Source organism: Acinetobacter sp. YH12140, from assembly GCF_013418475.1.
GTDB classification, from domain to species: domain Bacteria; phylum Pseudomonadota; class Gammaproteobacteria; order Pseudomonadales; family Moraxellaceae; genus Acinetobacter; species Acinetobacter amyesii.
In genome coordinates this window covers 150,744-164,463 of the sequence record NZ_VPBZ01000006.1, presented here as the reverse complement: position 1 = coordinate 164,463, position 13,720 = coordinate 150,744, and the positions used below count along the sequence as shown (strand labels likewise).

Genomic DNA, 13,720 nt, shown 5'->3' with positions numbered 1-13,720 from the left:
GTGTTCTAATGCTTTGAAATAAATGGTTGTTTTAGGATGTCTCACACCAAAACCTTAAAAACGAAAGAACGTATTTTGCAGCTGAGTTTGCAGTTGTTTAATGAGCGTGGCGAGCGTTCAGTGACAACCAATCATATTGCTGCTGAACTGGGAATGAGTCCTGGTAACTTGTATTACCATTTCCGAAATAAAAGTGAAATTATTAAGGAATTAATGGAGCAATATCAGCATGAAACGCTAGAAATGTTAGCGCTTCCTGATGATCGTCAGCTTGATGCCAATGATAAAATTCGCTATTTCCAAGTGTTAAGTAGCCAATTATGGGCTTATCGATTTTTACATCGTGATGTTTATCACTTGGTCGAAAATAATGAAGATTTCCGTAAAATGTATCCACGTTTTGCTGGTCAAGTCATGCAACAAGGCCAGAAAATTTATCGTGCCTTTGTCGATGCAGGTTTAATGCAGATGACTGATTCTGAAATTGAGGCCTTAACCATTAATTTGTGGATCGTGCTGACCAACTGGACCAACTTCCTTTATATGTCGGGCCATATTACCGACTCCAACACTTTGGAAGAAAAGTGGGTGTGGCAAGCACTGCGACAAATGGTGTTCTTAGAAGGCGCATATCTACGTGGTGAAAGCCGTGAAACCTATGAGCGATTGCTCGAAACTTTAGGGCCGTCGGACTTATTTGCAAGTCTTTCAAACGTAAAGCATCAGGTTACTGAATAAGACTATTTAGTCTGGCTTTAAAAAGCGTTAGAATACTCGGCTCTTTTTTCAATTTAACTGATTAGTGATATAAACCAACATGAATATGTCGACCGCTAACACAGCACGCTTACTCATTACCTGTGAAGATAAACCAGGGATTGTGCAAGCTGTATCGAGCTTTTTGTATCATCAGGGAGCAAATATTACCGCACTTGATCAATACGCGACTGAAGCTCAAGGGGGGCGATACTTCATGCGTGTTGAGTTCGAATTGGACAATTTACAAAGCCGTAAAGAAAGTCTAACTCAAACATTTGCGAGCAATGTTGCTGAGCGTTACAACATGCACTGGCGTTTAGCTTTAGTCAGTGATGTGAAGAAAGTCGGTATCTTGGTGTCTAAAGTTGACCATGCTTTGCTTGAACTGTTGTGGCGTCATGCACGTGGTGGTTTACCATGTGAAATCACCAAAGTCGTGTCTAACCACGATGCTTTACGTGAATCTGTAGAAAATTTCGGCATTCCGTTTGAAGTTGTTCCTGTGAACAAAGAAAATAAACGTGAAGCTTATGAGCAAATTGATCAATTGATGCAAGGCAATGATTTACTCGTTCTTGCTCGTTATATGCAAATTTTAGACGAAGAATTTGTTCAAAAATGGGAAATGAAAGTGATCAACATTCACCATTCATTCCTCCCAGCCTTTGTTGGTGCGAACCCATATAAGCAAGCGCATGAAAAAGGCGTGAAACTAATTGGTGCAACAGCGCACTATGTGACTGCTGATCTTGACCAAGGGCCGATTATTGAGCAAGACGTAGAGCGTGTAAGCCACGACTTTACTGTTGAACAATTGCGTGAGTTAGGTCAGGACGTAGAGCGTAATGTACTCGCACGTGCAGTCAAATGGCATCTTGAAGATCGTATTATTGTCGATGGTAATAAAACTGTTGTATTTCAATAAAACGAGATGAATTTTTTAATAAAAGGGCATACTTTAGGTATGCCTTTTTTATATTATGATTAAAAAAAGTCATTAAATCTGACGAATTAATAGTTGCAAATGAAAACACTTCTCATTTATTATTGCCGTACTTTAATTGTGCTAACCGATGAGCATGATTGTATTTTTGACAAAATAAATGCAATCGCTTCTTCAAGGTAACTGAGTTTAATGAGTCAATCTCCCGCTCCAATGATGCAATCACCTAACCCGATGAAAAAGAAAATCATTACTGCGCTTCTCGCTGTTGTGGTAGGGCATATGGGAGTATTATGGGCGGTCAGCAATATGAAAGCACCAGAACTTAAACCGATCGAAAAAGATCCGATTAAAGTTCGCTTTGTGAAGATTGTTGAAGAGAAAAAACCAGAACCTCCGAAGCCAAAACCAGAACCGAAGAAAGAGCCACCAAAGCCAAAAGAAGTTAAAATTGTAGATAAGCCTTTACCACCTCCACCGAAGAAAGTGGAAAAAGTGGAACAGGTGAAAAAGAAAGATGCGCCGAAACCAACTGTTGAAGCGGTCAAAAACGTACCACCAACACCTGTTGTTTCAACTGTGGTTTCTGAAACGAAAGTCGTTCGTGTTGAACCAACACCTCCGGCACCTGTTGCACCACCACCTGCGCCTCCAGCACCACCTGCGCCACCGACACCTAAAACTGTGAGCATTGGTAATGGTGTCAGTTGGATTAAGAAACCGAATGTTCAATTTGAAAATGGTGAATTAAAAGCGTCGTGTACAGTTGTAGTTGCGATTGCTGCAAGTGCTGAAGGTAAAGTCGAATCAGCAACGATTAAAAACTCGACTTGTGGCGCTGCTGTAAACCGTAAAGTGACTGATGCAGTGAAGCGTGCACGTTTATCCAAATATATTGATAATGGTGTGGCAACTCCGACGCGAGTTGATCAACCATTCAACTTTAAACTTAATTAAGATTCCGGCTAACCCATTAGGAGTTCGAATATGAACTTTTCAGTTTATTGGCAACATGCAGATGCAGTCAGCAAAACACTGTATTTCGTGTTACTTGCAATGTCGATTGCGACTTGGACGATCTTCGTTCTTCGTATTATGGGCACACGTCAGCTCAAACAAGTGGCGTATAACCACCTTGCAGATGCACTAAGCAAACTGAAAGCGAAATTTGCTCCTTTGGCTTTTGAACAACGTAAGGCTGTGGCAGAACAAGCATTACTACGTCAAATTTCGGTAGAAAAAGCTAATGCTGAAAAAGGCGTATCTGTATTGGGTACGATTGCTTCAATTGCACCGTTCGTAGGTTTGTTCGGTACTGTGTGGGGTATTTTTCATGCCCTTGTAGCAGTAGGAAAAAGCGGTCAAGCAGGTCTTGCACAAGTAGCAACACCAGTTGGTGAAGCCTTGATCATGACGGGTCTTGGTTTGGCTGTGGCGATTCCTGCGGTTTTGGCTTATAACATCTGTGTTCGTTTTAACCGTACACTTTCGAATGAATTGCAAGATCAAGCGCATGGTTTATTGATTGATACTATGTTGCAACAAGAATCTGCAGCGAAGAAAGAAGACGTGAAAACTGCACAGCAAAGTTTAGCTGGAGGTCAAGCTTAATGGCTTTTCAATTGGGTGAAGACAACGATGCTGGCATGAATGAGATGAACCTCATTCCGCTCATCGATATTATGTTGGTATTGATGATCATCTTCTTGGTGACTGCGACTGTTGCCAACCCATCAATTCCATTAACCTTGCCACAAACGACTGCAGAAGTGATTGATCTGCCAACTGAAAGCGTAACCATCAGCATTAACTCAGCGGGTGATATTGCTTGGAATGGTGATATTGTCACGCTCGAAGATTTAGAAAGTCGTCTAAATACAGCTGGTCAGCAAGAACGTAAGCCTGCATTGGTATTAAAAGCCGATAAAGAATCACGTTATGACACAGTTGCACAAGTGATGTCGCGTGCGAGTGGAGCCGGACTCAGCGATATCGCCTTTGCCAGTGATAACTAAGCACTGAGCAAAGATAACTAAAAAAAGCGACTGAAATGTCGCTTTTTTTATGTCTCTATTTTGAAAATAGATGCCGTTTAATTAGATCACTCAGATTTGAGTAGGTCTTGAAATTTGCTACGTAATTTCATGAGTTTAGGTGGTATTGAAAAATTACAATAACCTTGGTTTGGGTTACGTGCAAAGAAGTTTTGATGATATTCTTCGGCAGGGTAGAAGGTTGGCATTGGACTCAGTTCAGTCACGATATTGATGCCTTCAGCTTTTAATTCTTCAATACGTTGCTCAGCGATTTGCTTTTGTGATTCATCCTGATAGAAAATCACTGAGCGATACTGTGTACCGACATCGTTGCCTTGACGGTTCAGCGTGGTTGGATCGTGAGTTGCGAAAAATACATCTAGCAATTGGCTAAAACTGATTTGGCTGTCATCAAAATTGATCTGAATGACTTCTGCATGTTGGGTGTTTCCCTCACAGATTTGCTCATAGCTCGGATGCTGAGTAACTCCCCCTGCATAACCACTGACGACTGTTTGCACGCCCTTTAGTTGTAGAAAAACTGCTTCTACACACCAAAAGCACCCACCACCAAATACCGCTTGTTGCATAGTGAAATCCTATTTTGTTCCCTGATATTTAATATGGGGTTATAGCTAAAAACTGCAATGTACGTCTGTATACTAATCACTAGTTTATGTGCATTAAATGTCTCTGGCATGACTGAACAGTGAATAAAAAAGTCTGCCGAAGCAGACTTTTTTAATGATTTAACGCGGTTGAACAGCGCTTTCATATTGAATTAATAAATTGCCGTGACGGTCTAGCAATTTCAAGGTTTTTCCAAAAACTTGATAATGCGTTACCTTTTCGAGTGCTGCATGGTACTGTCGCTCTAGCCCATTGTTATTGAGACAAGCCATTTGTGTCGCAGCAATCGGGCCAAACGTTATGGTGTCTTTGCCAGCATTATAGCCACCCATTATACGATTACAGCCGTCTGCACCTGAGACACGTTTTGAAGCCGCATCGAATTGAATGCTTGGAATATTATGCGCATTGGGTGCTGTTTTGATTGGAGTGTTGCCAATCTGAGTGGCAATCCAAGTACGATTCTGTAATAGGTTTAAATTTTCAGTTATGGTGTTGTCTTGTGCAGGCATGCTTTCACAGCCTGTCACCACTAAAGTTGAAACCAAAGTTGCAGCAACAAATATTTGTTTTAGCATCGGAATTTCCCCGTGGAAGCATTTCAACTATCTAAGCAAATATCGCACAGATATGCTAGCCATATTTGTATCATTATTTAAGAATTACAATTGATTGGCGCTTGGATTTGAATGTGAATGCGGCAAACCTTGTCGAATTAATTTGGAATATTGTTCACTGCTCAGTTGCTTGATTTGAGAGACACGAGGGTTAACATGGGCTTTTTGATACCATGTTTTCATATCCCAATTTTGGTCTATGGCATGAAGGTCATACAAATAATTCGGCAAATAACCCGATGCAAATAAGCGGTAATCGGTTGGAAGCTGATGTTTGGAAACCGCTTGAATCATGTCAAACACCAGTGTTGTACAATTACTGGTGAGCGTGTTGTACCATTTGGGTTGAGTCTGTAGTTCATCGGCTTTATGGAGATATTCTACAAACAGCGCCTGCATTTCAGATTTTGGCATGTTTACGGGGAAGAAATAAACCTGTTCTCCGCGTGTATTACTGCGGGTATAGATGATATCTTTTTCATCTGATGCAATGAGGCTCAGTTCATATTTACGGAAAAAACCACCAATCGCAGAGAATTCTTCATTTTTCTCTTTGCGAATTTCAATCGAAAACGTCAGCGGTGGTCTGTCAGCAAAATCAAAACTGACCAGTGTATGGGCAATTTGCGGCCCCATCCAATACGAGGTAATGATGTTGACGCCATTGATTTGACTTAGGTCATATTGGCGGGTTTCCCAACGCGGGGTATAGCTACCATCGGCATGCCAGTCGAAATTACGCACATTGTGCAAGGTGACGAAATTGCCTTGCTTTTCATAATGTAGAATTTCTGCTACTTCAGGATTCCATTCACGATCTTGGCGTGCCTCCATGCCAAAATACCAAAATAGACCACAGATAAAGCCCGCAATATAAATCAAGACATCTTTACGACGGCTAAAAAAGTGTTGGGTAATATAGATGCCTAAAATGCTTAGAGCAAAAGCGATCCAGATTCCAATGATAATGCGGCTGCCTAACCAGCCTGCCGGTTGCTGTATCCACAGGGCGGCACAGAGCCAAATCGAAGAACAGAGGACAAACACACTAAATAGGGCATGAAGAATACTTCGCCCTATTTTTTTGAACATTGCTTGTTGGTCACTCTGTTGCATATTTTTCTTTTAGCTTAAGATTTTTCTTTATTTTCGGTAAGTTGCGAACTCAAAAGCAATCCCAGTTTTGTCGTCGATATGTTGTTCTGACGCCACTTTTTGAAAGTCCGCAGGAATTTCAGGATAATGCGCATCACCTTGAACATCGAGTTCAACATGCGTGAGTTCTAAACGGTCTGCGATGCCGATGGTTTGCTTAAAAATTTCACCACCACCAATAATAAAAAGACTCGTTTGTTTTTCTGAACTCGCGACATCAGCAACAGCTTGCGTTAACGCCTCGTCGATACTATATGCGACTTTGGTGCCTTCAAATGACCAATTGCTATCTCGTGTAATGACCCAATTGACACGCTTCGGTAGGGTACGTCCCATAGACTCTAAGGTTTTGCGTCCCATAACCACCACACCACCTTGGGTGATGGCTTTAAAGTGTTGTAAATCTGCAGAAATATGCCACGGCAAATCATTCCCTTTACCAATGCAGCGCTGCTGATCCATAGCGACAACGTGCACGATTTCTAAATTTTGAAATGCCATAGTTTGAACTCAAATAGCCGAAATATTTGCCGTCTATTAGAATGCAAAATCCCGCTTGAGGTAAAGCAGGATTTTGCTTTTCACTTGGGATTTCTAAAAATTAAACAGCAACAGGGGCTTTAATCGCAGGATGTGATTCATAACCTACAATTTCAATATCTTCAAATTTAAAATCGAAAAGATCGGTAATTTCAGGATTGAGTTTTAATTGGCACAGACCCATTGGTTCACGTGTCAATTGCAACTGCGCTTGTTCGAAATGGTTGGCATACAAATGTGTATCCCCACCGGTCCAAACGAAGTCACCTACACCTAGACCACAAACTTGTGCAATCATGTGTGTTAACAGGGCATAGCTGGCAATGTTAAACGGCACACCCAGGAAAACGTCAGCACTACGTTGATATAATTGGCAAGATAATTTTCCGTTTTGAACAAAAAATTGAAACAAGGTATGGCATGGTGGCAATGCAACATTACCTGCCTCATTTGGGTTCCAACCAGAGACGATTAGACGACGTGAGTTAGGATTGGTTTTGATTTCATTGACCAACCATTTAATTTGGTCAAAACCATCTTGTTCATATAGGCCATCGGCTTTTTTGGTTGCACCGAAATTACGCCATTGATGACCGTAAACAGGACCTAATTCTCCGGCAGGACGACCGAAGCGTGCAGTTTGTTCTGCTGTAGACCATTCATCCCAAATCGAGACTTTATTGTCTTGCAAATATTGAACATTGGTATCGCCTTTAAGGAACCACAACAGTTCAATCACGATAGAGCGGAAATGAACTTTCTTGGTGGTGAGTAAAGGGAAACCTTGAGAAAGATCGAAGCGCATTTGATGACCAAATACAGAACGTGTTCCCGTACCCGTACGGTCGCCCTTGTCGCCGCCGTTGTCGAGAATGTGTTGTAAAAGGTCTAAATACTGGCGCATGTCTCTCTCATAATTTGCTAAATTTCTTGTGGCACATATTAGCTTGTTTTGCGTGTGGAAGGAACTGCGATGGGCGCTTGAATATGGTCAGGTTTAAAAAATCAAAAGCATACGGTGTTTATTGGGTGATGACCAAATTTTGCAGGCAACAAGCGCTGAGTTGTCTGAGCTGAAGACGTCTATTAATAACAATTACATCAAGTGTTAACGAGACAATATGTCTGTTCAATCAAGCATGAGCTTAGAAGACTTAAGCCCTATTGTTCACATATTGAGCGATGTTTCATGCTCGTTGTTGAAAAAAATACAGATAAGTTTGATTAAAAAATACACGTGATTTTTCTCATTGTGAAGAGATGATTTTGGGTTGTTATTTCTGAATAAGAGTTTGATATCAAAAATAAATCTATTTGAATTAAAAATAGACGGTCGTATTTAAATGTGAAGATTTGTTTAAGAAATCTTACATTTTTTACATGAAAAAACATGATTTACGCGGTACTATCACCCTCGTTAAAATTTTTGAATGCCTAAATATAGGCGGGAGTGTGGGTTAAAGAATGGCTTATGATCACAATGTAAACTTGAGTGAAGTGCATGCTCCAGTTCAGGCAAATATCATAATTCGTTCTCAGGCGAGTAAAAATACGGGCAAGTCCAATACCACTCAAAAAGCAGCGACTAAAAATGTGGTATCCCGCAATGGTCAGCGTATCGATATCGATCGTTTGACTGGATTTTTACAAGGCATTACCCGCCAAAGCAGTACTCAGAAATGTGCCCGCAGTGTTCGTCTAGCACTTGAGTCCGCAGGGGCACGTTTTAACGGTCACCCCGTTGCCGCAGCAGACTGGGGCAGCACATTACAAAAAATTGGTTATCAAAAAATTAATTTAGCGTTTGATCGTCCTAAGAAAGGCGATATTTATATTATCGACCGCAATCAAAGTAGTCGTTATGGTCATATCGCAGCATATTCAGGTAAGGACTGGGTGTCTGATTATCGTCAAGCGGGCTATGCGGTCTATCGAACTCCAAATGTGAAATATAGCTATTATCGCTTAGCAGATTAACAGCCCGTGGCTGAATAAAAGGTTAGTCTTCAAACCTTTTTGCACGCTGACTGTAGATCGAGACGATAAATAATCCAATTGCAGTAAAGCCCACACATTGCAGCGCTAAAATCCAGCGTTGCTCATTGGGTAGAAAATAAATTAAGCACACTAAACATAAAATTGGCAAACTAGCCAAACCGCATTTTAATGACGGAGACAGTGTTTTTAGTTTGTCTTGTCTGAGCTTATAAAGCAGATTAATCATCAAACCAATGGCTAAACTTATGCCCGCAAAGCGGGGATCTAGTTGTTTTTGTTCAGCGCATTGAAAAATAAGCACACAGGTACTGATACAAATGATGAGCTTGATTTGTCGGTTACAGCGCTCAGAGTACCAAAACGTCAACATTTAAACTTTACCTTGGGGTGAAGTTTTCTCGTTTTTATTCAGCAGTGAAATCGGGGAAAGCAGGCAGATCGCCAAAGCCATAAAGCCAATGCCTTGAGCACCCGGAATCAGAATTTCACCCTTATTCATGTTGATAAAAACCAATGCCAACAGCAGTGCAATCGGTATCCACGTCAATAAACGATAGAGCAAACCTGTTGGGTTTTTTGCTGCAAAATGAATCTTGCAATAACGACAAATCAGGAAAATCACGCCTGTACCCATGAACATTAGAATGGCTTGAAGTGTTAGGGGTTCCATCCAATACAGAACACCGGTCAGTACGACCATCGCAATAAAAAACAAGATTTTTTTAAGTACAGAAACGTTGGGATTAAACCAAAATTCAAGCATGGATCGATAGTTTAAAAATAAGCTGAATAAACTTTAGCACAGATCAGTTGTCTAATTCAGTCACTTCATGTGCAGTAAATGCGTATGAAGGAGTAAATTTCAGCGCATAAAAAAGCGAGGCTTAAACCTCGCTTGCTTAAAGACATTTAGAAAATATTAATGATTTTTTTGTGGACCCCAGTCATAGATTTTTTTCTGGTAGGCATACCACATCATCCATAGTCCAATCAGAATCATCGGAACTGTCAGGAACTGACCTTTACTCATCCATCCAATGAACAGTTGACCATTGTCCGGCTCACGGAAGAATTCAACGGTGAAGCGTGCTATACCATATCCGATGAGGAACAGGGCTGAAACGGCATAACGTGGACGAGGTTTTGAACTAAACCACCACAGCACGATAAACAGAATTAAACCTTCACAGAGGGCTTGATAAAGCTGCGACGGATGGCGCACCAACTGGAGTGGATCGGTCGGGAAGATCATGCCGAAAGCAAAATTAGGGTCGGTCACTGCACGACCATATAGTTCGCCACCAATAAAGTTCCCAATACGACCAAACATTAAGCCTGTCGGAACGCAGGGTGCAATAAAGTCGAGGGTCTGGAACCAAGTCATTTTATATTTCTTGCACCACAGTAACATGGCAATCATGACCCCAAGGAAACCGCCATGGAAGCTCATGCCGCCTGTCCAAACTTGGAATAGCCACAATGGGTTGGCAAGGAACTGATCGAAACCATAAAAGAAGACATAGCCAAAGCGTCCACCAATCACGACACCTAATGCACCATAGAAAATCAGGTCAGAGACCATTTCTGCGTTCCAGCCGTCACGTTGTTTTGCACGGTAGCTTGCCAAGCCCCATGCAAATAAAAAGGCCAATAAATACATCAGACCATACCAGTGAACTTGTAGTGGCCCCAGTGATATCGCCACAGGGTCGATATTTGGATATGTCAGCATTGCTGTTCCTTGTCATTATGTTTTGCACAGATTTTAGCTGAATGTGCTGAAAAATGTTGTACATTCAATGTGTAAAGATATTGAGAGTTGAATATGTGCATTGTGGCTTTTGCTTGGCAGGTCTTGGATGACATGCCACTCTGCCTGATTTCGAATCGTGACGAGTTTTATCATCGACCGACGGCAGGCCTAAAGCAATGGGTAGATAGTCCGATTATTGCAGGGCAGGACTTACAGTCTGGTGGAACATGGATGGGGATAACCGCTCAAGGGCGTTGGGCGATTGTGACCAATTTTCGTGATGGTCGTGATCAGACTGCATATCCCACTTCACGTGGCGCTTTGATTCAGCAATTTTTAGAATCTGAGCAAACGCCCATTCGTTTTGCGCAAGCACTTGAACAAGTCCAATGTAATTATGCCGGCTTTAATTTATTCGTTGGCGACGCCACTCAAGCCGTTTATATGAGTAATCGCGGTGAAGCGCCACAAGTCTTAGCCAAAGGGGTTTATGTCACATCCAATGGTTTAATGACTGAACATTGGGAAAAGACCCGACATTTACGCAAACGTTTCACGCAAGAATTTTTGCCGATGCTACAAAGCCAGCAACCACAGGCGGATATAGACGCTGCTGCGTGGGATATTTTGGAAGATGAACGTAAAATCATTCCATCATTGTTACCCAATACTGGGATTCAGGCGGAAATGGAACATTTGCTGTCTTCAACCTTTATTCAAAGTCCGGTGTATGGCACCCGCTGTTCAAATTTATTGTGTATGCGGGATTCACAGTGGCATTGGCAGGAAAAACAGCAGCAGGGTGAGCAACAAGGACAGATCACCCAGATAGAAGTGCATTTAAAGCCATAAAAAAAAGCCGACGATTCGTCGGCTTATTTTTTAGAGGTGCCTTATGCGGTTTTTTGCGTTGGCTGAGCTTGTTCTACCGCTTCGCCAGCAATCACCCCACCATCTTTACGGGTGATGACTACGGTCGCTGAGCGAGGACGTGAAATCGCTGCTGCATTGGTTTGTGATGCAGGCCAGTGGCTGGTCGGTTCAGAATAGGATGCTGAATCTTCACCGGGATGTTGCACATTGATAAAAATCGCTTTGTAGTCAGGTGTCATCGTCACACCTGTGATTTCACACTCTTTTGGTCCTGTCAGGAAGCGACGTAAGTTTTCATCATTCAGTTTTGCACCCACAATGGTTTCTTGACCCGATGATGTCGTGGCTTTTGTGCCATCACCGACTTGACCCGGAAGCGCAGCAAGCATCATACAGTTGGTGGTATCGGTATAAGCACCGTCATCGGTTTGAATCCATAACACACCACGTGGGTCGAACCACATCCCATCGGGTGAAGACAAGTCGTTGTTGTCATTTAAACCGGATAAGTTAATGTTGCTCGCCATTTTTGCTTCAGCACCAAACAGGTAAATATCCCAAGTAAAGCTGAGCGCTGTGGTTGTATCCCCATCTTCACGGAAACGGATAATATGACCGTTGACGTTGCCTTTACCACCTTCAGGGTCGGTGTAGTTACGAGGGTTGGCAGCATCTAGTGCATGCGTCGTACCACGGTTCGAGTTATTGGTGAGGGTCACATAGACTTCACCATTGTCTGGATGCACAGCGACCCATTCAGGACGGTCCATTTTGGTAGCACCGACAGCATCTGCGGCAAGACGTGCGAAGGTCAGAACATCTGCTTGTGAGCTAAACGGATACACGCTGTTGCTTTGGTTTAAACCATTGACGTTATAGCTCAATTCAATCCATTGACCTTTGCCATCATTGTTAAATTTGGCAACGTATAACTTACCGTTGTTCATGTATTTGTCGCCCGCGGCATAGCCACCGTTGACATCTTTTTTATTCCATTTTTGGTCGGATACAAATTTATAGATGTATTCACCGCGTGAGTCATCACCCATGTAAAACGCGAGGTTGTCATCTTCACGTAAGCGACTTGCACGGCAGTCTTCATGTGCAAAGCGACCCAGTGCTGTACGTTTTACGGGGTTTTCACGACGGTCAAATGGATCGATTTCGACAATCCAACCAAAGGTGTTTGGACCATTACGATAATCTTCTGCTGCCTGAGTACCGGTAACATTCGCCGACCAACGGTCATATAAATCTTGAGACTCATTACTTCCAATCGCTGTTTCCCAACCATAGCGCGAGTTCGCACCCGCTTTTAGGCCATAACGGTTGAGTGCCACAATTTCAGCCGGACTACGTTTGGCATCATCTGCTTTCGCACGAGCGAAGTAACCAATGAAGTTTTCTTCTGTCGTCAGGTAAGTGCCCCAAGGGGTATAACCATTACCACAGTTGTTGTGTGTACCACGGGTTTGTTGACCATTGGCTGAAAACTTCGTACTGACTAAGCTTGAGCCTGCTACAGGGCCTTTAAAGTCCATTACGGTCGATGCGGTAATACGACGGTTAAATGGAGAATTTTGTACCAGTTTAACGGCTTGAGTCTTGCTGTCTTTTTTAATTTGAATCACAGAAACACCGTGTGCATTGACTTCACGGATGACTTCATCTTCAGGGCGACGACCATCTACTTTGGTTGGGCCTTGTGGGTGTAAGAAGGTTGGATTGATGTATTCATGGTTCATCACCAACAAACCTTGGTCAGACTGTTTGGCATCATAACGTCCAGAGGTGATATTTAAACCAAAGAAGCTCATACCGTCATGGCAGTCACCAGAGCGGAATTGGAAGCTCGGGCCAGAAGGGACATTGTTATCATCCCACGCTGGGTATGCAGGGTTAATCGAGTCACCCATCGCATATAGCACATGCGCTTGATAGCCTTCAGGAACAGTCACGATATCGTCTAAATTCTTTTTTACTGGTGTGAAATTGAACTTGGTCGGTTTTTGATTAGGATCAGTGACAGGTGGTTTAGTATTACTATTTGAATCTGAGTCATTGTCATCATTACACCCCGTTAATGAAGATGCCAATGCAAGTGCGACTGCACCACTCGCAGTCTTGGTAATCAAGCTACGACGGCTGATGCGTTGTTCTAAAATGTCACGAAAATGAAGGTTATCCGAAGTGTTGTTATCAAGTTCTTGATCTTCGTTATATGGCATGTTTGTCATGAATTTAAATCCTGGCAAATGTGTGCTGGGTAAAAGTTGATCACATAAAGCTATCGATAAAATATGACAATGCTTTGAAGCTAATGTTGCAAACTGATGAAATAGGCGTTTAGATTTCGCTGCATGTAAATTGCAAAACATTAAATGGGTGCATAAAAAAAAGAGGCTATCTCAGCCTC

16 protein-coding genes are annotated in these 13,720 nt (G+C 42.3%); 7 read left to right on the top strand and 9 right to left on the bottom strand.

The features are described from left to right. Positions 1-36: 36 nt before the first annotated feature. The 5 genes from FTU75_RS10050 (at position 37) to FTU75_RS10030 (ending at position 3,717) form a co-directional block, all read left to right on the top strand. A complete protein-coding gene (locus FTU75_RS10050; RefSeq protein ID WP_078192728.1) occupies positions 37-738 on the top strand; it encodes a TetR/AcrR family transcriptional regulator in 702 nt (233 codons plus the stop codon). A 79-nt stretch (positions 739-817) separates the two neighbouring features. After that, the gene (gene purU, locus FTU75_RS10045; protein WP_078192727.1) at positions 818-1,684 is read left to right on the top strand and encodes a formyltetrahydrofolate deformylase; all 867 of its coding nucleotides are present in this window, start codon (positions 818-820) and stop codon (positions 1,682-1,684) included. A gap of 210 nt (positions 1,685-1,894) precedes the next feature. Then, complete coding sequence (locus tag FTU75_RS10040; protein ID WP_180115883.1) at positions 1,895-2,659, top strand: TonB family protein; 765 nt, start codon at positions 1,895-1,897, stop codon at positions 2,657-2,659. Positions 2,660-2,689: 30 nt separating this feature from the next. Next, the gene (locus FTU75_RS10035; RefSeq protein ID WP_078192725.1) at positions 2,690-3,313 is read left to right on the top strand and encodes a MotA/TolQ/ExbB proton channel family protein; all 624 of its coding nucleotides are present in this window, start codon (positions 2,690-2,692) and stop codon (positions 3,311-3,313) included. Next, positions 3,313-3,717 (top strand): biopolymer transporter ExbD, encoded by a 405-nt coding sequence (locus FTU75_RS10030; protein ID WP_078192724.1) that lies wholly within the window; start codon positions 3,313-3,315, stop codon positions 3,715-3,717. Before FTU75_RS10035 ends, FTU75_RS10030 begins: the two co-directional genes overlap by 1 nt. A gap of 86 nt (positions 3,718-3,803) precedes the next feature. Here the strand turns inward: FTU75_RS10030 and msrA are convergent, their stop codons facing one another. The 5 genes from msrA to thyA form a co-directional block, all read right to left on the bottom strand. Beyond that, complete coding sequence (gene msrA, locus FTU75_RS10025) at positions 3,804-4,328, bottom strand: peptide-methionine (S)-S-oxide reductase MsrA (RefSeq protein ID WP_180115882.1); 525 nt, start codon at positions 4,326-4,328, stop codon at positions 3,804-3,806. A 159-nt stretch (positions 4,329-4,487) separates the two neighbouring features. After that, positions 4,488-4,946: an META domain-containing protein gene (locus tag FTU75_RS10020; RefSeq protein ID WP_111884063.1), complete on the bottom strand. Its 459-nt coding sequence runs from the start codon at positions 4,944-4,946 to the stop codon at positions 4,488-4,490. 84 nt (positions 4,947-5,030) lie between these two features. Continuing rightward, positions 5,031-6,101 carry a DUF4105 domain-containing protein gene (locus FTU75_RS10015; protein ID WP_180115881.1) on the bottom strand — a complete coding sequence of 357 codons (1,071 nt, stop codon included), beginning with the start codon at positions 6,099-6,101 and terminating at the stop codon, positions 5,031-5,033. 27 nt (positions 6,102-6,128) lie between these two features. Then, entirely contained in the window at positions 6,129-6,641 is a 513-nt protein-coding gene (locus FTU75_RS10010; protein WP_180115880.1) for a dihydrofolate reductase, read from the bottom strand. A gap of 100 nt (positions 6,642-6,741) precedes the next feature. Continuing rightward, complete coding sequence (gene thyA / locus FTU75_RS10005) at positions 6,742-7,584, bottom strand: thymidylate synthase (protein WP_078189681.1); 843 nt, start codon at positions 7,582-7,584, stop codon at positions 6,742-6,744. 560 nt (positions 7,585-8,144) lie between these two features. On the opposite strand from thyA, the gene FTU75_RS10000 reads away from it, so the two are divergent. Beyond that, positions 8,145-8,657 carry a peptidoglycan amidohydrolase family protein gene (locus tag FTU75_RS10000; protein WP_078189680.1) on the top strand — a complete coding sequence of 171 codons (513 nt, stop codon included), beginning with the start codon at positions 8,145-8,147 and terminating at the stop codon, positions 8,655-8,657. A gap of 22 nt (positions 8,658-8,679) precedes the next feature. Here FTU75_RS10000 and FTU75_RS09995 read toward each other — a convergent pair whose 3' ends face one another. The 3 genes from FTU75_RS09995 to lgt all read right to left on the bottom strand — a co-directional run bounded on the left by FTU75_RS09995 (position 8,680) and on the right by lgt (position 10,410). Further along, the gene (locus FTU75_RS09995; RefSeq protein WP_180115879.1) at positions 8,680-9,048 is read right to left on the bottom strand and encodes a hypothetical protein; all 369 of its coding nucleotides are present in this window, start codon (positions 9,046-9,048) and stop codon (positions 8,680-8,682) included. Next, positions 9,049-9,441: a hypothetical protein gene (locus FTU75_RS09990; RefSeq protein ID WP_180115878.1), complete on the bottom strand. Its 393-nt coding sequence runs from the start codon at positions 9,439-9,441 to the stop codon at positions 9,049-9,051. It lies immediately after the preceding gene. A 156-nt stretch (positions 9,442-9,597) separates the two neighbouring features. Next, the gene (gene lgt, locus FTU75_RS09985) at positions 9,598-10,410 is read right to left on the bottom strand and encodes a prolipoprotein diacylglyceryl transferase (RefSeq protein WP_180007176.1); all 813 of its coding nucleotides are present in this window, start codon (positions 10,408-10,410) and stop codon (positions 9,598-9,600) included. 93 nt (positions 10,411-10,503) lie between these two features. Between lgt and FTU75_RS09980 the strand changes: the two genes are divergently transcribed. Next, the gene (locus FTU75_RS09980) at positions 10,504-11,283 is read left to right on the top strand and encodes an NRDE family protein (RefSeq protein WP_180084705.1); all 780 of its coding nucleotides are present in this window, start codon (positions 10,504-10,506) and stop codon (positions 11,281-11,283) included. Positions 11,284-11,324: 41 nt separating this feature from the next. On the opposite strand, the gene FTU75_RS09975 is transcribed toward FTU75_RS09980, so the two are convergent. Continuing rightward, a complete protein-coding gene (locus FTU75_RS09975) occupies positions 11,325-13,541 on the bottom strand; it encodes a PhoX family phosphatase (protein WP_180115877.1) in 2,217 nt (738 codons plus the stop codon). Positions 13,542-13,720 lie beyond the last annotated feature (179 nt).